We start from the raw sequence: 18173 nt of genomic DNA, 5'->3' as shown, positions 1-18173 counted from the left end.
TCCGCTTTCGGGCGTTAATGCAGAGAAGCAGACGTCGCCGTCGCGCGCGTTTCCAACTCTTCTTCGAGGTTCGAAAAGTTTGCTTGCAGGCAACCTGATCCGGTGCTGCGACCAATCCTGATCGGACACGCTGCACAGCAGCGTTCCACACGGGTCTAAGGTGTCGGCCTTTTGATCGTTCCAAACTCCGCAAGCACCTTCTGGAACGGCTTGGCCGGAATTGTAGATCGTCCCACTGGGGCAGGCCCTATCGGAACGGACTGCATACCGACGTCGTCTTGGTCAATCGTCGGAGCCGATCCGGCCTGCTACAGCACGCCCCTCTCCGCAGGCGCGCCCGAGGCGTTCGCGACACCGCACGGCGCGACGGTGGGTGAGCACGCGATGACAGGCGGGCGCGGGCCAGTTCCCCGCGCGAGCCCGTGAGGCCTCGGCCGGGCGGTCGCGTGAGGGTCGGTGCATGCGGCGGGACTGGAGACCGCGACGCGCCGGCTCACGGCCCAAAGTGATTGAGGCTCATACCGCCCGCTCGCATAAGTGGGGGGTACGGGACGTCAGAGCCTTCTCGCCCCAATGTCGCGTATGTGACGAATGGCAGTCTTGTAAGCAGATACCCCACAAGGCACAGCCGGGCCATGCCCGTGCGCCGGACCATCACCGTCTCGATCACGCCAGAGCAGGAAGACCTGATCCGGGCCTGCCTGCACTCCGGTCGCTTTGCCAGCACCAGCGAGGTCGTGCGCGCCGCCCTACGCCTGCTCGACCGCGAGGAGGCGCAGGATCTAGCAGCGCGGCCCAAGTCTTCGGCCCGGGCAAGCTAGGACGGGACGGTGAGCTCTACTTCAAAGCCCTCGGCCTTTCGGACACGGTCGGTCCCGCCGATGGCGGGCGGCGGCGCGATGGGCCGGCGCATCCGCGAGACGGACTGGTCGGCCACCCCCCTCGGCGCCTTCGCGACGTGGCCGCAGTCGCTGCGCTCCGCCCTCTCGCTCGTGCTTAACGCCAAGGGCATCGCCGCCCTGTACTGGGGGGCGGAGCAGTGGCTGCTGTACAACGACGCCTATGGCGAGGCCCTCGGCGAGAGGCACCCCCGGGCGTTCGGCCGCCCGATGCCCGAGGTCCTGACCGACATCGCCCCGGTGCTCGGGCCCCAGGTGGCGGAGGTCCTGCGCACCGGGAACGGGTTCGCCATCGAGAATTTTCCCCTCAAGATGCGCCGGCATGGCCGGGACGAGGAGACGGTCTGGACCTACAGCTTCTCGCCGGTGCAGGGCGAGGAAGGCGACTTCGCGGGCGTCTTGCTCCTGGCCACCGAGATGACCCGGCAGAAGGCGGCCGAGCGATCCGAGGAGCAAGCCAGGACGCGATTGGAAACGGCGCTCAAGGTCGCCCAGCTGGGGACGTTCCACTGGCATCCCTCGACCGGCGTGATCGAGGTGGATGCGCGCGGCCGCGAAATGTTCGGCCTGCCGGTGGAGGGCGCGCTCACGCAGGTCGATACCTTCGGCTGCATCGCGCCGGAGGACGTCGAGCGCGTGCGGACCGACGCCGAGGTCGCCATGGGCATCGGGAGGCCCTTCGATCCCGAGAACCTCCGGCGCATCGTCGACCTCAACTACGACGTCATCCATCCGGATGGCTCCCGGCGCTCGATCCTGAGCAGCGGCACCATCATCCAGAACCCGGACGGCACCCGGCGGATGCTCGGCACGTTCAACGACGTCACCGCGTTCAGGCTGGCCGAGAGGCAACTGCGCGATCAGAACGCCACGCTGGAACAGCGGATCGAGCAGAGCATCAAGGATCGTCAGCGGATCTGGCAGGTCAGCCAGGACATGCTTCTGGTCAGCGACGGCGACGGGGTGTGGCTGAGCGTCAATCCCGCCTGGACCCGCGTACTGGGCTGGACGGAAGCGGAGCTGGTCGGCCGCACGTCCGAGTGGCTCGAACATCCGGACGACCAAGCGAAGACCCGCGCGGAGATCAACAGGCTGGCCGAGGGCTTGACGACCCTCGCCTTTGAGAACCGGTTCCGGACCCGCGCGGGCGACTACCGCACCCTGGCTTGGACCGCCGTTCCAGACGACGGTCGGTTCTACTGCGTCGCCCGCGACATCACCGAGGAGCGGGCGCGCGCGGAGGCGCAGGTCGACGCTGAGCGGGTCCGGCTCGCCCTGTCTGCCGGGGCGATCATTGGCACCTGGGTCTGGGACCTGCCCACCGATCGCTTCACCGTCGATGAGGCGTTCGCCACCGCGTTCGGCCTCGATCCGGCGCTCGGTCGCGAGGGCATCCCGTTGGAGCGGATCGTCGCCACCGTCCACCCGGACGACCAGGCGGGTCTTGCCGCCGCGATCAACGAGGCGATCGACCGGGGCGGACGCTACGCCCACCAGTACCGCGTACGCCGCCATGACGGCCGGTACCACTGGCTCGAAGCCAACGGCCACGTCGAGCATGGCCCCGACGGCACGCCGCTTCGCTTCCCGGGAATCCTGATCGACGTGGCGCCCCGGCGCCTCAATGTGGCGCTCGGCGAACTCGGCGAGCGCCTGCGCGGCCTAGGGACCCCGGAGGAGCTGGCGCTTGCGGCGGCGGAGACGGTCGGTCTGGCGCTGGGCCTTTCACGGGTCGCCTACGGCGACATCGATGCTGCCGCGCGTCGGATCGTCGTCCGGCAGGATTGGCTTGCCCCCGGGCAGCCGAGCATCGCCGGAACCCACGAGTTCGCTAAGTTCGGCTCATACATCGAGGCCCTGCGGCGCGGCGAGGATGTCATCATCGACGACATCACCGTCGATCCCCGTACCGCGGGTCAGGTCGAGAGCTTCAAGCCGATGGACTTGATCGCCCTGGTCAACCTGCCGCTGATGGTTCGGGGCCAGCTCAAGGTCGTGTTTTGCCTCAACCAGAGCCGTCCGCATGCGTGGACCTCCGAGGAGGTCTCCTTCGCCCGCCGGGTCATGGACCGGACCGAGGTCGAGATCGCCCGACGCGTGGCCGAGCGCGAGCTGCGCGCCCTGAACGCCTCGCTGGAAGCGCAGGTCGCGGAACGGACGCAGGAGCGGGATCGCGTCTGGCGCAACGCCCAGGACCTCCAGTTCGTCATCGATGGAGAGGGCGTCCTGCTGGCCGTCAGCCCATCCGCGACACGGCTCCTCGGCTGGGCCCCCGAGGAGATGGTCGGCCGCCCCTTGTTCGCCTTCACCCATCCGGACGGCCATCCGGCGTCGCGGGACGCGCTGCGGCAGGCCGCGCACGAACCCTTGCCGTCGCACCGCAACCAGTACCGCCACAAGGACGGGACCTACCGCTGGATCTCGTGGATCACAACGCCGGAGAACGGCCTCGTCTACTGCTACGGTCGCGACGTGACGGTCGAGGCCCAACAGGCTGAGAACCTGTTACAGGCCGAAGAGGCCCTGCGCCAGTCGCAGAAGCTGGAGGCCATCGGCCAACTCACCGGCGGGGTGGCGCACGACTTCAACAACCTGCTGACCGTGATTAAGTCCTCGACCGACCTGCTCAAGCGGCCCGATCTCGCCGAGGAGCGGCGTACCCGCTACATCGGCGCGATCTCAGACACGGTGGACCGCGCCGCCAAGCTGACCGGCCAGCTCCTCGCGTTCGCCCGGCGGCAGGCGCTCAAGCCCGAGGTATTCTCCGTCGACGACAGCGTGCGTGGCCTCGCGGACATGATGGGCACGCTGACCGGCTCGCGCGTGCGGATCACCGTGACCCTGCCGGACACGCCGTGCTTCGTGAACGCCGACGCCAGCCAGTTCGACACCGCCCTGGTCAACCTCGCGGTCAACGCCCGCGACGCGATGGATGGTGAGGGCAGGATCACCCTCCGGGTCCGGACGGTGGAGGCACTGCCGGCGGTCCGGACGCACGCCGCCGTGAACGGTCCCTACGTGGCGGTCTCGCTGAGCGACACCGGCACAGGCATTCCGCCCGAGATGGTCGAACGGATCTTCGAGCCGTTCTTCACCACTAAGGAGACCGGGAAGGGCACCGGGTTGGGCCTAAGCCAGGTGTTCGGGTTCTCCAAGCAGTCAGGCGGCGAGGTGACCGTGGACAGCACGGTCGGCGAGGGCACAACGTTCACCCTCTACTTGCCACGCGTCGCGGCCCCGGCTCCGTCCGAAGAGGCCGAGGTGGCGGAGCTCATCGACGGCCACGGCACGCGCGTGCTGGTGGTCGAGGACAACGTCGAGGTCGGCACCTTCGCCGTACAGACGCTGAGCGACCTCGGCTATGCCCCCACGCTGGCCGCGGACGGCGCGGCGGCGCTGGCAGCTTTGGCTGAGGGCGCCGACCGGTTCGACGTGGTGTTCTCGGACGTAATGATGCCGGGGATGAGCGGGGTCGAGCTGGGCCAGGAGGTCCGCCGCTTGCACGAAGACCTGCCGGTGGTCCTAACCTCGGGCTATAGCCACGTCCTGGCCAAGGACGGCACACACGGGTTCGAGCTGCTGCACAAGCCGTACTCGGTGGAGCAGCTCTCGCAGATCCTGCGCAAGGCCGCCGCCAAACGGCGGCGCAAGCGGGTCACCCGGGACACATGACCCACGTTCCCGATCGCTCGCGTGCCCTCGATCCCTACGCGGTCATGGACACGCCACCTGAGAGGGCGTTCGACGACCTCGCCCGGGTCGCTGCCCTCCTGTGCGCGACGCCCACCGCGCTCGTCACGCTCGTCGACGGCACGCGACAGTTCTTCAAAGCGCGCGAAGGCTACGACGGCGGGCCGGACGCGCCGCTCGACGCCGGTTTCTGCCCGATCGCGGTGCGCACCGGAGCGCCCCTCGTCATCCGCGACACGCTGGCCGAAGGACACGGCGACAACGTCGCGGTGAGCGAGGGCGGGGTGCGCTTCTACGCCGGCATGCCGCTGCGGACCGCGGAGGGAGCGGTCCTTGGCACGCTATGCGTCCTCGATCGACGACCCCGCCCCGACGGCTTGGCGGCGCCGCAGGTAGAGGGTCTTGAACGGTTGGCCGACCAAGTCGTCGATCAACTTGAGATGCGCCGCGCCCTGGCCGAGCGAGACGGGCTCCTGGCGGACCGGCGAACGGCGACCAGGGACCGGCTGGCCCTTGGCCGCACGCAGGGGAATGTCGCGGCGAGCGGTGGCGACCTCGACGCCATCCTCGCCACCCTAGTCGATGGGGCGATGCGCGCCGTGCCCGCGGCCGAGGGCGGCGTCATGGAGATGCTCGACGGCCAAGAGTTGGAATACCGTGCCGTGGGTGGCACCCTGACCCCGCACCGGGGTACGCGCGTGCCGCTGAACGGCAGCACGTCGGGCGCCTGCGCACGGACCGGCGAACCGATCCTGCTGTCCGACGCCTTGACCGACCCGCGGGTGAAGGTGGACCTGCGCCCGATCATCGATCTGCGCTCGGCCGTGCATGCCCCGGTCGTCCGCGGCGGTCGCATACTCGGCGTGCTCAAGCTGCAGGCGAGCCGGCCGGACGCGTTCACGGAGCATGACCTGGATCTAGTCGTGGCGTTCGCCGGTCTGGCCACGATGGGGCTGACCGAGGCGAGCGAAATCGCCGCTTTGCGGTCGCTGAACGCGGGCGCGCAGCGCCAGCGGGCGATCTTCGACAGCACGACCCAGTTCGCGATCGTCGTCACCGACCGTGATGGCCGGGTCACCGACTGGAACAGCGGCGCCGAGCGGGTCCTCGGCTGGACGGCCGACGAGATGCGCGGGGAGACCGTCGAGCGAATCTTCACCCCGGAGGACCGCGCCGAAGACCGCGCCGGCGTCGAGATGCGGTTGTCACTGGAGCACGGGCGCGCCTCGGACGAGCGCTGGCATCTCAAGCGGGACGGCGCCCGGTTCTGGGCATCGGGCGAGATGATGCCGCTGCGCGACGCGGACGAGGGCCACATCGGCTTCGTGAAGGTGCTGCGCGACCGGACCGACGAGCACCTGGCGGGGAAGGCCCTGGCGGAGGCGGAGGCCGGCCTGCACCGTGCACAGGAGGCGGGCGGCGTTGGCCTGTTCGCGGTCGAGATGTCGGACAACACGCTCCGCCCGACCCCGGAGTTCTGCCGTCTCTACGGCCTGCCGATCCAGGATGCGTATCCTTCCACCGCGTTCGAGGGCTTGGTGGTCCCGGAGGACGCGCACCTCGTCTCGACGGCCACGACCCGTGGCAGCGGCGACGCCCCGCGCGATGTCGAGTACCGCATCCGCCGTCCCGACACCGGCATGGTCCGCTGGATCGGCCGCCGGGGCGATCTCGAACGCGACGGAGATGGTCGACCGGTGCGTTTCGTGGGGGCGGCCCGCGACATCACCGACCGCCGTGAGGCCGCCGCCCACCAGGCGGCGCTGCTCGCCCTGGGCGACCGCCTGCGCGACCTGCCGGCCGTTCCGGAGATGACGCGGGCGGCGGCTGAGATTGTCGGGCGGGCGCTAGGAGTTAGCCGAGTCAGCTTCGGTCTGATCGACGCGACGAACGGCGTCCTGCACGTCGAGCCCGATTGGACGATGCAGGGGCATACTAGTATCGCCGGTGTCCACCGGTTCGCCGAGTACGGCGATATCCTCGACGGCCTGCTGCGCGGCGAACCGCTGATCGTCCCCGACGTGGCGCTCGACCCGCGTACCGCCGGCGCATTGCCGCGGTGGGGAGCGATCGGCGTGACGGCGCTCCTCGACATCCCAGTGCGCGAGCGCGGGCGCACGGTGGCGATCTATCTCGTGCACCACCACGAACCGCGGGACTGGACTGAGGCTGAGATCGCCTTCGTGCGGGCGGTGGCCGACCGGGTCGACGTCGGCGTGGCGCGGGTACGCGCGGAGGAGCGGCGGGCGCTGCTCAATCAGGAACTGTCGCACCGGTTGAAGAACACCCTGGCGATGGTGCAGGCGATCGCCACGCAGACTATGCGCGGCGCGTCCGATCTCGACACGGCCAAGGAGGTGCTCGCCGCCCGGCTCATCGCCCTGGGCAAGGCGCACGACATCCTGATGGCTGGCGAGAGTGAGCGCGCCGACATGCGGGCGGTGATCGCGCAGGCGCTGGCGATCCACGACGACGGACGGCCCGGCCGGTTCCAACTCGACGGTCCGGCGGTCGTGTGCGGTGAGAAGGCGGCGCTGTCGCTGGCGCTGATGATGCACGAGCTAGCGACCAACGCGACCAAGTACGGGGCACTCAGCACGGCGGATGGGCGCATCGACATCGGCTGGACGGTGACGCCGTCCGCCCCCGGGGGAGACGAGGTCCGCCTGACGTGGTCCGAGCGCGGTGGGCCGTCCGTGACTCCGCCCCCGCGCAAAGGGTTCGGCTCACGGCTGATCGAGCGCGGGCTGGCCGGGGCGGTCGGCGGGAGCGTGAGGCTGCATTACCACCGCGACGGCCTGGCGTGCGAAGTGGTCGCCCCGCTCGCCGGGTTCTCGCCCGAAGCGCCATGAGCAAGCGAGCCTGTGCCGTCCGAGTCCATTCCGCCGGTGTGGGGTGCTGCCTTACCTGGCCGATGATTGCCATCGTCAAAGCCGCGTGGGTGCCGACGAAGATGAAGCGATCGATGGGTGTCGATCCGTTCGACATCGCTATCCGCATGCCCGAAAACCGGGGTGGCGTGGACCCCGCCTGCGAGGCAACGGGCCCCCGGCCGACGCGTGCCTCGGACGCTGTGATCGACGCAGCTTCCGTTACCGGCGATGTGCGATGTCTCTGACGATCCGCATCCTGCTTCTGGTCCTGCTCGCACTCGCTCCGGCGCTGGCGATCCAGGGCTATAACGAGGTCGCGCTCCGTACCGCCCGCGACGCGGCGGTGCGGGCCGATACGATGGCCACCGCTCGCGCCGTGGCCGACGACCTCGCCCAGATCTCCGAGGGGGTGCGACAGTCCCTCGACCTCGTCGCCCAAGACCCGAGCGTGCGCGGCTTCGACCCTGCCGCCTGCACCGACTACTTGCGCCGCGCGGCCACAGCGCTGCCCCACGTCAACCTATTGGCCCTGACGCGCCCGGACGGCACCGTGGTGTGCAATAGCGTCGGCTCGCCCCCCGGCACCTATACCAACGCCACGCGGGCCTACCACCGGCGCGCCTTGGCCGAGGGCGGCTTCGTCATGGGCACCTACGCCCGGGGCGTCGCCACCGGGAAGGATTCTATCCACTTTGCCGAGCCGATTCGGGGTGCAAATGGAGTCGTCGACGGCGTAGTCGTGGCCTCCATCGACCTCGCCTGGCTGTCGCAGCACCTGGAGCAGGTGCTGCGCCTCCCCAGCACCTCGCTGACGGTGGCCGACGCGGACAACGTCATCATCGTCCGTCGGCCGGACGGCCCCGACTGGATCGGGCGCCCCATCCCGGCGGAGCGGCAGACCCTGCTCGCCGACCGGGGCGAGGGCGTGCGCCTCGACCTCGGCATCGACGGGCGCGAGCGTGTGCTGGCCAACGCCCGGCCGAGTAACCCCTCGGTGCGGGCGTGGGTCACGGTGGGGCGCGACCGGGACGTGGCCTTCGCCGACGTCGATGCGGCCGCGCGGCGCGGGTTGACCCTCATCGGCTTGAGCGCCGCCCTCGCCGTGGCGGCCGCGCTTCTGGCTGGGCGCCTGTTCATCCGTCGTCCGTTCGGCCGCTTGCTGCTCACCGCCTCGGCCTGGCAGGCGGGGGACCTGACCGCCCGCACGGGGCTGTCCGGGCGGGACGAGTTCGGTCAGCTCGGGGTCAAGCTCGACGCCATGGCCGGGGCGCTCCGGCGCAACGAAGTCGAGCTGAAGGGCGAGGTCGCCCGCGGGCTGCGGATGCAGGAGCGGCAGGTCACGCTGCTGCACGAGCTTAACCACCGGGTGAAGAACACCCTAGCCACGGTGCAAGCGCTGGCACGGCAGTCGACCCGGGGTGGCGACGCCCCGGGGGAGCGCCTGGAGGCGCGCATCCTGTCCCTGTCGAAGACCCACGACCTGCTCACCCGGGACGAGTGGAGCGGGGCGTCGCTAGGCGAGATGCTAGAGAACGAACTGTCGCCCTACCGCGCGGGCCCGGATCACATCACCCTAGAGGGTCCGGAGGTGGAGCTGCCGCCGCGGCACGTTCTGGCGCTGGGCATGACGGTGCACGAGCTGGCCACCAACGCGGCCAAGTACGGCTCGCTGTCCGTGCCCGGAGGGCGGGTGTGTGTTGCGTGGTCGCTCGCCCAGGGCGAGTCCGGCGCGGCGCGGCTGCGCTTGGCGTGGCGGGAGAGCGGCGGCCCACCGGTGGCGGCGCCGACGCGGGCGGGCTTCGGCACGCGGCTGATCGCCGGGGGCGTGCGGCGCGAGCTGGCGGGGGAGATCGACTTGGACTTCGAGGCGGGGGGCCTGCACTGCCGGCTCGACGTGCCGCTCGATCCCGCCGTTAGCGCAATGCTGGCACCGACACAGTAGCGCGGAGCTTCTAACCGGATGGATATGCCCCGGTGGGACATCAAGGTAAGACGCTTCCGCCGTCTCGCACGCATCTATCCGGTGCTTCCAAAGTGGTGCGAATGGACGATCTAGGACCATCCGAGACGCGTAGCGCCGACCGCCCGTTCTGATAGGGCTAAGCCCTATTGGAACGGCGATCCCCACGTCCGCTTTCAGGCAGCAGCTTGTATCGGTGGTAACGGCGAAGTTGGGTCGGACCCAGAATGTCCGCTTCGGGATAATCGGGTCTCAAGGCCCGCTATCTACCAATCCAGGACGGCTTACTCTCGGTAGCGAACGAAAAAGCGCGCCCGGCCGTTTCCGAGCGGCATGATCTGGACTAGCTCGCCCTCCCCATGAGGCAGCGCAGGGCTCACGATGTGCGTCCAGTCTCCCTTCTCCTGGACGAAGTTGTTCGGCAGGCCCGTGGCGACCAGCGACGGTTGCGTCGTTACTGACCGCTGCTTGATCGTGCCGTCCGGCGCTTTCACATCTTTGAACTCCGGCTGGCGGTAGTCCACCCACTCGCACTCCAAGTTGAGGGGATCTGTTACCGCTTGGCCGCTGCTGATGTAGCGGCCTTCAAGGCGGATGGTGTTGTCCTGCTGGTCCATAGTCAGTCCTGGATCGAGGCTGTGCGCCGGTCGGGTTCGGCGCTTAATGCTCAACGCACGAGATGGCTGGTTGCTGGGGGGCGTCTGAACCCAGGTGCAAAATCTTCCGATTACTGCGCTTCTGGCCTTCCCCGCCCAGCGATTACGGCCCACAGTGAGGTTCTACAAACTCCACACCACCCTCCACTCTTTGTAAAAGGCAGGCAGCAGCCATGACGGCAGCAGTCGGATACCTGCGGACCTCCACCAAGAAACAAAATCTCGGCCTCGACGCCCAGCGCATCGCTATCGAGCTGTTCTCCGCCGCCCAGGGCTACGAGGTGGTCGAGTGGTTCAGCGAGCAGGAGACCGGGAAGGGCTTTGACGCGCTCGACCGTCGCCCCCAGCTCGCGGCGGCCCTGGCGAAGGCCAAGAAGCTCCGGTGCGCGGTCCTGGTCAGCAAGTTGGATCGGATCTCACGCGACGTGGCGTTCATCGCAACCCTGATGACCCAGCGCGTCCCCTTCATCGTGACCGAGCTGGGCGCCGACTGTGATCCGTTCCTCCTGCACATCTACGCCGCCCTGGCGCAAAAGGAGCGCGCCCTGATTGCCTCGCGCACACGGGATGCGCTCCAGCGGAAGAAGGCGGCCGGTGCCGTCCTCGGCAACCTCTCGAACCTCGCGAAGGGCCACAGGCGCGGTGCTGCCACCAACGCCCGGTCCGCCGACACCTTCGCAGCCAACGTCATGCCGATAGTGCGCGAGATCCAGGCGAGCGGCCGGACCACCCTGCAAGCCATCGCCGATGCGCTGAACGAGCGGCGGGTTGCCACCGTGCGGGGAGGGGAATGGCACGTCTCCACCGTGAAGAACCTTCTGGCTCGCACGGCGCCCGCCATAGCCCCGAGACAGGATCCGGCCCCGAAGCATCGGTCAGCCGCCCGCCCGGCTATCTCGGTCGCTGCGCTCTGACGCTCTGCCACCTTTGATCGAGCGTTTTGAACCCCGGTGCAAACTTCGCCCGCCGCATATCAGCAACGGTGGATAGCTGATGCACCGGCTTCGGCCGTCGTGCGGGTGCTATGCTACTGTCGCGTGAGCGAACCGCCGTTCTACGCGCCTGGATACCTCCGAGTGGCAGACCTCCCGACCGAAAGACTTGACCGTGCCGAGGTTCGCTGGGCCGGAAAGCAGTTGGCGAAACGGAAGCTGCTCTGGTCAGACGAGGCCGCCCCCGAGATCCGCCACATCTTCCACGTCGCGAACGCTTGGCGAGACGCGCACAACTTCCCGATGGTGCGGATCCGCGCGCAGACGATAGGCCAGCTCAACCGAATGCAGCTCCGTGGCAGGCTCACGGCGGCACGGCTGAAGCGGCTACCCTCGATCCGCAAGAAGCTGGAGAAACGCTACCTCGACGTCATCCAGGATCTAGCCGGCGTGCGGGTGATCCTGCCCACGTTGCGCGACGTCGAGCGGCTGGCAGAAGCTTGCCGCCTCGGTCTGCCTCACGAGATCTACAACACGGACGACTACATCGCTGTGCCCCGGCCGAGCGGCTACCGCAGCTTGCACCTGATGCTGAAGTACAAGGCGGCAAACAGGTTCGAGGAGGTCGTTGAAGGATGTCGCGTCGAGCTTCAGCTTCGGACAAGGCGGCAGCATGGTTGGGCGACCGCCGTCGAAGCCGTTGGCCTCTTTCGTGGCGAAGCTCTGAAGAGCGGGCAGGGCGACCCGGACTGGTTACGCCTGTTCCTGCTCATGGCGTCCGAGACCGCACGCATCGAAGGGCGTCCAGAGGTCCCAGGCGCACCGGATCATGCTGATCGGGTCCGAGAGCTGCGAGACCTGAACGCACGGTTGAAGGCGGCGTCCTTCCTCGACGGGATCAGTCAGGCGGTGGACTACACCAAGCGATACGTCCGAGCCCCAGGCAGTGAGGTGTACCTCATCCGGTTCGACATGCAGACCCACGAGGTCAGCCTTGTCGGGTACAGCAGCTCAGCCGCCGGTTCGCGGGCGTACCACGCCATGGAGAGGGACGGAGACCAGTTCGATGCGGTGCTGGTCACGACCGACAGCGTGAACAATCTGGTCCAGGCGTTCCCGAACTACTTCGGCGACACGCGGATGTTCGCGAAGACCCTCCGTCAGGTCATCAAGGGCAGGGACGTCCCCGAGTTTGTGTTGCCGGACCAGGAGATGGTGCGGGCGGCGCCGCGTGCGCCGGCCGATATGTCGTGGCTCCGGCGGGCAACCCGGTCACGATCCATTTAGTCGATTGCGCGAAGATATCGTGTACGACCATGCTGTCGAGCTGATCAGAGCTAAGCCCGCTGATGAACCTCTTTCGGCTTGGGACTACATTGGCGGTGATAGGGGTTCTGCTAGTCGGCGGCTCAGTCGTATGGTGGCAGAAATTCTATGGGCAGGTTGCAGCGGTCCTCGGAGCCCAGGCCGAACCGCCACTGCAATGTTTGTATTCGACTGCCGGTGTATGTGGGCAGGTGATCGAGCTGGCAGCTATGGTCGGCGCCAACCCGTATCGCCCTGGCTTCTTCTGGATAGGCGCGGTGCTGCTAGTGGTAGGCGGTGTCCTGGAGATCGCAGCTAGACCATCTCGGCTTGAGACCACCGTTGCCCATCAGCCTTCGGGGGATCAGCCGGTATTCCCTGCACCTGACGGCATCAGCCGGGAGGAATGGGAGCGGTTCAAATCCGTCGCGTTCCCGACAAAGGACCCGCACTGAACGAGCTGTTAAACGTCTGCTCCTGTCCATGAAGCTGTGAGCAAGCTGGTGGCCTCTGACTGGTGGGACTTTGAGGACGAAGAGATCGAGATGCCGCCCACCTTCCCGCTTAAGGTGGCACCGCCGGACTACGTGGTCGCGCTGGAGCGTTGCTGGCTCGCAACCGGATTTCCCGACCGGAAGCGATGCCTCATCGGGATCGACGGCTTGGACTTGGCGGGCAAGTCATCACTGGGCGCGTGGCTCGCTTGGCAACTCGGTACGCCCTGCATTTTCCTGGATGATTACCGCACGCAACGAAAGCTGCCTCGATCTTGGCGCGCGGAGGAGATCAATCGGCTTCTCAGCGCCCGCCTAGACATGAATAGGCCCGTCTTGATCGAAAGCGTGTTCCTGCTCGAAGCCATGCGCCAGCTCGACCGCGCACTCGACCTACTCATCTACGTTGAGAGCCAGAAGCGGGAGCCCGCCGACGCGATGGACGGCCTTGTCGATTACGTCGCGCGGGAGGAGCTACCAGAGCGGGCTGACGTCGTAGTCCGCTGGTCCGGCGATGGTCCGAGGGCGGATCGCCCCTGGACCGCTGCCAAGACGTAGCAACTACCGTGACGATCTTCGAAGAGACGCTGCGTCCGTACCCCGACCTTAGGCCAAGACCATGACATTCATCGTAGCCGTGGTCGCCTTCGCCTGTCTCATCGTAGTGCTCTACAGCCTTATCCGCATCGCGACGTGGATCTTCGGACCTATAGGCAGAGCCTCCCAACGTCCGCCTGAACCCGACCCTGACGAGGGTCCCGCTGATCCGCTCAAATCTCGATCTGGGTGGGGCGCGCCGGTCCAGAAGCGTCCCTCGACTAGGGAGAGCGGTACTCGCTTCGAGTGACTGACCGAGCGGGATTGCCAGCAGCAAGGGATCGAAGCAGCCCTCACTTACCCTTGCGGCGCCAGCGTCCAGTGTAGCCAACGTTCACTCCGCAGCCGATCTCGTCGCCCGCGCCCTGTGGCTTCACGACAGCGCCTCCCTTGGCGAATGTGATGAGTAGGTTCGGCTTTCCCTTGCTACGCTCGTCTTGGATCACCAGCATCGCCTCTAGGCCCGCCGCGCTTGAAATCCGTCCCGCCGTCTCCTCGATTGCGTCGAGGTCGCAATCATTACCGCTCGCACCATTGAGCGTCCGGATTGATACCTTGAGGGGACGGGCTGCGGACAAACAGCCCAAAGCCTTGCTCTGTTCGCAAGCGGAGACGTCGGTCACGACCATCGTCCCTGTCGTCTTGCCGGAAGAGTATGTGTAGGTGCCCAAGGTTTGGGCTGAAGCACCAGTCGGGTAGCAGAGGCAAAGCCCTACCAGCGCCGCGCCAATCCCGCTGATCGTGGGCCGATCTCGCATACTGGGTTCCTCCGTGCCGTCCATCGACAAGCCTTGAGGTCGGGATTTGGTGCCTGATTGAACCCCGTTCGGATCCTAGTTCAGGATAGCATGCAGCGTCACGAGGTTCGGCCGGACGCTGACCGACCGGGATTTGCACCTGGGTGCAATCGCTCGCGCTACGGACGGCCTCAGACGAGAGCCATCACCAGCACCGCGCTCAGGCAACCGATACCGAGAGCCAGGAACACCGTAGGCACGGTGAGCGGCGAGCGGTCGGAAAAGCTTAGCCATTGGGTAATCATGGGCACGCGAACGAGGCTCTGGGGGGTTGGGTTCCCGGCCCGGATCGCTATCCGCGCCACTGTGCCCATGAAGCCACGCCCGCTCAAAGGCAGACGGTGATGCAGGACGCACCGTGTGCTAGGATGCGCCTATGATTGATCCCGCGATCCTGCTCAGCCTGGACGCCCGGATGCCCCCGGAGCCTCCCACCATGGTGGTCGAAGAGCGCATCGCGCTCGACGCCCTGGGTGAGGAGTTCCTCCGGATCGGCATGCGGTTGGCGGACACCTTCGACGCGGACGCCGAGCGGTATATCGAGGCCATGCAGGTGATGCCCCGGCAGCTCGACGGGGCGAAAGCCAGCGGGGTCGGCTCCGCTGACGAGATCGCGAAGTTCACCCAGGCCATCTCCGACTTGGAGCGCGTGGCCGACATGCGTGTGCGCCGGGCTGGCAAAGCGAAGAAGACCGTAGAGCGCCAAGCCAAGGTGGACGCGAAGCACTCCCCTTCGCTGGCGCTTGCGAGGCGCAAGGTGGCTGCGCGGGTGTTCGCGACGGATCAGCGGTTGATCGAGGCCCTGTTGGACTACACCACCTTCATAAGGGCTCTGCGATCCGAGATCGACCCGGCAAACCAGGGTGCGCCGACCTTCAGCGACGCCGCCAGCCTGCGTGATCACCTCGCCCGCCTCGGGGCCGTGTGAAGGTCCGAATTACCGTCCTCCCGAGCTTCGACGCCGGGCTGCGCAACCTACCGCCGGATCGGAAGAGGGCTGCTGGACGGGCGTTGCTGAAGTTCATGGAAGAGCCGAACCTTCCCAGCCTGCGCTTCCGCGCCTTCGCCGGCCGGTCTGGCTACTACCTGATCAACCCGAACCAGGGCGACCGCATCCTGTTGCGCAAGGATGGCGATGATCTCTATGCGGCAGTCGATGTTGGGCCGCACGATAACGTCTTGAGGCGCGGGAACAGATAAAAGTTGTAGTCAATGACGGCGTAGCCCGCCATAGTACCAACTCCGGGAGGAAACCATGAGATCTTATGCGATCAAACGGAGCCTGTTTGCCGCCGGTATCGCTATGGCATCTTTCGGTCATGCGAGCGCATTGGAACCCACTTTTGTAATCAGCATGCGAACATCGAAAATTAGTGAAGCGGATGTGCGGAGAGCAGTACAGATATTTTGGCGGAACTGTCAGCCTTTGAGTTCATACACATCAGATATAAAGCAGATTGCGGTCGATGTTTCCGACGAATGGGCTGATTTTAGATTGGCTCGTGGATGGAAAATTAGCATCGAAGCGACGGTTCGCGTTCCTGATGATCCGAAGGAAATTCCAAGATACGACCCGAGAGTACATGTAATTTCTGGTAACAATCTATTTTACAACATTGGAGGTGGGGCAACTCCAGGATTTACGTCAGGTAAAAGAGCTGCACAGCTTCTCTGTGGGCTACCAATCACCCAAAATGGCTCAGACACCTTCAAGGCTGTGCCTGAGTTGGATTTCATCAAGTATTGAACTCAGACGCAAAATTTTGTGTCCGCTTGCCTATTTGGGCCGAGCCTGCGCCAAAGCGTCGAACATCTGATCGAGGTAGAATGCAGGCGAACTCAATGCCAGGACGAGGGTGAAACCTGCAATGATCTGGACGATCTGAGATACACCGTGCCAGCTCTCAGGCATGCCGAGCGTAGAAGGGTGGCGCATCGCGACATAGAATGCTTGTAGCAATAGGGCTGTGACGTAGATCTGCGTCGCGAGGGACGAAACCCACTTCAGCGGCGTGCTTCCCGTCGCTTTCACGGCGAACTGGAGCGCAGCAATAGCGAACGCCCAGGTGACGAATTTGAAAAACTTGTCTGCGGCCTTGAAGGCAAGCGGAGCAAGGATGCGAATGGCGTTATCCGGGTCCACCATTCCCTTATCCTTCGGCTTGTCTCCCATCGGATCGCTTGTGCTCACGGTGCCCCCGACCAGCCTACCTTGATGCAGATTGCGGCTGTGCCCCAGTATTGAGCCAAAGCGGGTCGGGGGACAGATGTTGGCCGACGAAGAGACCACGCAGCGCCGGTACGAGCGCGTAGTTGGGGCCGTCACGCTGATTGCGACCCTGGCTGCGGCCGGGTTCGCCGGAGGTGCCTACGTCCAGGCGAAGCGGCAGGGCGACATCGCGCAGGAAGCCCTGATCGAGAGCGACCACCCGTTCCTTCAGCTCAGTGCCAAGAGCAACCCGGACATCGTGCGTGCCGGTGAGGCGTACATCTCCGTCAGCCTGAAGCTGACGAATGTGGGCAGCAAGGTCGCCATGCTGGATCGGGCCGAGTTCGCTCTCGCGGACGACAGCAATTTGGCTCCTACGGTCGCATCGGTGACGCGGCCGGGCCTCATCAACCTCGCGTGGTTCTGAGGCGAACAGATCGCGCGAAGGGTCATCCCGGTTGGTGGCAGCATACCTATCGAGTGCCGATCCAAGATCCCGAACAGTGCCAGGGTGGGTAGCGTCTACCTCGTCGGAAGCATCGTCTACGGCGGCCAGCTCGGTACGCGGTGGCGCCAAGTCCCGGCCCTAGGGAAAGCAGCCAACGGCGAATGGCTCGACGGCATCCGTTGGGGGCAGATCGAGACCAGAGTAGACGCCTTCGGCAAAATCCTACCGACGACGCGCTACGAATGAGGCGCACAGCGGCCTAGTGCTGGAGCGAAGCCGCGTTCCGGTCCCGGTCCAGAGAAGCGTGCAGCGTCGCAAGGGCCGACTGCATCTCGTGCTGATGCGTCCCCAGCTCATGGGCCACCGCGCGCAGCGCCACGGCAACGTCGGCCATCCCCGCCACCGTGTCGAAGGTACGAGATGCCTTGATCAGCGCCCCCGCCACTTTGTCTGTTTGCTCCATAGCATCTTCCCCCTTCCCTACAGCCTATCTGAGATCATCGAACACGAGCACACCTCCACAGCAGTGATGATGAGCCCACAATAGAGTGTGTTCCCCAGAGCATACAAACAGGGTTCGCTTAACCAGGGCGCAAGTATTGGATAAATGACTGCCACCGTTGAATCTGAGAAAGCGAACGTACGTGGTCTCAGCGTTTTTTGGTTTTCGCAGATCTGGTCGATTTCTGGCCTAGACGAGCCGCCGAGACCGGCTCAAGGTGGTATATGCTTACCGGCTGCTTCTTCGGTCCGCTTCCAGCAGGCCACTTGCGGATCTCGATAGCGAGGTCAACTCCACGCGGCATGCGAGACCTTCCGCAGATCCGAGAACTCGCACCGGGCGCCAGCTACTTCCGCACCGCGACCGTCGATCAGTACATTCCGCTCTACGCTGAAGGGCTGGCTCGCCTCGATCCGATGGCGATTGTCGAGCGGATCGACCAGTTGGCCGCTGGCCGGATCCCTGTGCTATGCTGCTGGGAAAAGCCGAACCAGGGAGACTTCTGCCATCGCGCGCTGATCTCCGTCTGGCTCTGCGAACATCTCGGTCTGGTTGTTGAGGAGCTGGGCTGCGAGGGGCAGGGTTTTTCGGGGTCGCACCCCCTCCTGCCACCGCAGTACCGCTTACCCGTTGCTGCCTGACGATTGAACCCAGGTTCAACCTGGAGCGCAGCCCGCCACTCCTGGGTCCGCACAGGGTGGGTTGCTGCCCATCTGCTATCGAGTGACAGCCACATCGAAGCGAACGTCACTACTGCGACCGGGGGCCTTCAGCGAGGGTTTCTCGTCTGGTTCACGAAGGGGGGCGAGAG

The 18173-nt window shown here is 66.0% G+C and carries 17 protein-coding genes; 13 read left to right on the top strand and 4 right to left on the bottom strand.

Annotation, left to right across the window (positions count from 1 at the left end):
• Window positions 1-635: 635 nt before the first annotated feature.
• The 4 genes from AAHF99_RS00225 to AAHF99_RS00210 all read left to right on the top strand — a co-directional run bounded on the left by AAHF99_RS00225 (window position 636) and on the right by AAHF99_RS00210 (window position 9404).
• A complete protein-coding gene (locus AAHF99_RS00225; RefSeq protein WP_091713668.1) occupies window positions 636-821 on the top strand; it encodes a type II toxin-antitoxin system ParD family antitoxin in 186 nt (61 codons plus the stop codon).
• Between the two features lie 60 nt (window positions 822-881).
• Window positions 882-4571, top strand: coding sequence for a PAS domain-containing protein (locus AAHF99_RS00220; protein ID WP_342162152.1), 3690 nt, complete (start codon window positions 882-884; stop codon window positions 4569-4571).
• Complete coding sequence (locus AAHF99_RS00215) at window positions 4568-7441, top strand: GAF domain-containing protein (RefSeq protein ID WP_342162151.1); 2874 nt, start codon at window positions 4568-4570, stop codon at window positions 7439-7441. The genes AAHF99_RS00220 and AAHF99_RS00215 overlap by 4 nt, the downstream gene beginning before the upstream one ends.
• A gap of 256 nt (window positions 7442-7697) precedes the next feature.
• Window positions 7698-9404, top strand: coding sequence for a sensor histidine kinase (locus tag AAHF99_RS00210; RefSeq protein WP_091713663.1), 1707 nt, complete (start codon window positions 7698-7700; stop codon window positions 9402-9404).
• Window positions 9405-9706: 302 nt separating this feature from the next.
• Here AAHF99_RS00210 and AAHF99_RS00205 read toward each other — a convergent pair whose 3' ends face one another.
• On the bottom strand, window positions 9707-10039 hold the full coding sequence (locus tag AAHF99_RS00205; RefSeq protein WP_342162150.1) for a hypothetical protein: 333 nt from the start codon (window positions 10037-10039) through the stop codon (window positions 9707-9709).
• A 212-nt stretch (window positions 10040-10251) separates the two neighbouring features.
• On the opposite strand from AAHF99_RS00205, the gene AAHF99_RS00200 reads away from it, so the two are divergent.
• The 3 genes from AAHF99_RS00200 (at window position 10252) to AAHF99_RS00190 (ending at window position 13367) form a co-directional block, all read left to right on the top strand.
• A complete protein-coding gene (locus AAHF99_RS00200; RefSeq protein ID WP_342162149.1) occupies window positions 10252-10992 on the top strand; it encodes a recombinase family protein in 741 nt (246 codons plus the stop codon).
• A gap of 162 nt (window positions 10993-11154) precedes the next feature.
• Window positions 11155-12297 carry a RelA/SpoT domain-containing protein gene (locus AAHF99_RS00195; protein ID WP_342162148.1) on the top strand — a complete coding sequence of 381 codons (1143 nt, stop codon included), beginning with the start codon at window positions 11155-11157 and terminating at the stop codon, window positions 12295-12297.
• A 509-nt stretch (window positions 12298-12806) separates the two neighbouring features.
• On the top strand, window positions 12807-13367 hold the full coding sequence (locus AAHF99_RS00190) for a hypothetical protein (RefSeq protein WP_342162147.1): 561 nt from the start codon (window positions 12807-12809) through the stop codon (window positions 13365-13367).
• A 332-nt stretch (window positions 13368-13699) separates the two neighbouring features.
• On the opposite strand, the gene AAHF99_RS00185 is transcribed toward AAHF99_RS00190, so the two are convergent.
• Window positions 13700-14029 carry a hypothetical protein gene (locus tag AAHF99_RS00185; protein ID WP_342162146.1) on the bottom strand — a complete coding sequence of 110 codons (330 nt, stop codon included), beginning with the start codon at window positions 14027-14029 and terminating at the stop codon, window positions 13700-13702.
• A gap of 550 nt (window positions 14030-14579) precedes the next feature.
• Here AAHF99_RS00185 and AAHF99_RS00180 point away from each other — a divergent pair.
• From AAHF99_RS00180 to AAHF99_RS00170, 3 genes are all read left to right on the top strand, one after another.
• The gene (locus AAHF99_RS00180) at window positions 14580-15131 is read left to right on the top strand and encodes a hypothetical protein (RefSeq protein WP_342162145.1); all 552 of its coding nucleotides are present in this window, start codon (window positions 14580-14582) and stop codon (window positions 15129-15131) included.
• 83 nt (window positions 15132-15214) lie between these two features.
• Complete coding sequence (locus AAHF99_RS00175; protein ID WP_342162144.1) at window positions 15215-15403, top strand: hypothetical protein; 189 nt, start codon at window positions 15215-15217, stop codon at window positions 15401-15403.
• 55 nt (window positions 15404-15458) lie between these two features.
• Window positions 15459-15950, top strand: a complete 492-nt coding sequence (locus tag AAHF99_RS00170; protein ID WP_342162143.1) for a hypothetical protein — start codon at window positions 15459-15461, stop codon at window positions 15948-15950.
• A 30-nt stretch (window positions 15951-15980) separates the two neighbouring features.
• Here AAHF99_RS00170 and AAHF99_RS00165 read toward each other — a convergent pair whose 3' ends face one another.
• A complete protein-coding gene (locus AAHF99_RS00165) occupies window positions 15981-16349 on the bottom strand; it encodes a hypothetical protein (RefSeq protein WP_342162142.1) in 369 nt (122 codons plus the stop codon).
• Window positions 16350-16473: 124 nt separating this feature from the next.
• Here AAHF99_RS00165 and AAHF99_RS00160 point away from each other — a divergent pair, with 124 nt between their 5' ends.
• Together AAHF99_RS00160 and AAHF99_RS00155 are read left to right on the top strand one after the other, a co-directional pair.
• Window positions 16474-16839, top strand: a complete 366-nt coding sequence (locus AAHF99_RS00160; RefSeq protein ID WP_342162141.1) for a hypothetical protein — start codon at window positions 16474-16476, stop codon at window positions 16837-16839.
• An 84-nt stretch (window positions 16840-16923) separates the two neighbouring features.
• Window positions 16924-17106, top strand: coding sequence for a hypothetical protein (locus AAHF99_RS00155; RefSeq protein WP_342162140.1), 183 nt, complete (start codon window positions 16924-16926; stop codon window positions 17104-17106).
• 13 nt (window positions 17107-17119) lie between these two features.
• On the opposite strand, the gene AAHF99_RS00150 is transcribed toward AAHF99_RS00155, so the two are convergent.
• Window positions 17120-17323, bottom strand: a complete 204-nt coding sequence (locus AAHF99_RS00150; RefSeq protein ID WP_342162139.1) for a hypothetical protein — start codon at window positions 17321-17323, stop codon at window positions 17120-17122.
• A 341-nt stretch (window positions 17324-17664) separates the two neighbouring features.
• Between AAHF99_RS00150 and AAHF99_RS00145 the strand changes: the two genes are divergently transcribed.
• Window positions 17665-18003, top strand: coding sequence for a hypothetical protein (locus tag AAHF99_RS00145; RefSeq protein ID WP_342162138.1), 339 nt, complete (start codon window positions 17665-17667; stop codon window positions 18001-18003).
• Window positions 18004-18173 lie beyond the last annotated feature (170 nt).

It is taken from the genome of Methylobacterium litchii (genome assembly GCF_038442315.1).
GTDB classification, from domain to species: Bacteria; Pseudomonadota; Alphaproteobacteria; order Rhizobiales; family Beijerinckiaceae; genus Methylobacterium; species Methylobacterium litchii.
Note: the sequence above shows the minus strand (reverse complement) of the source record. Positions and strands in the feature narration are given on the sequence as shown.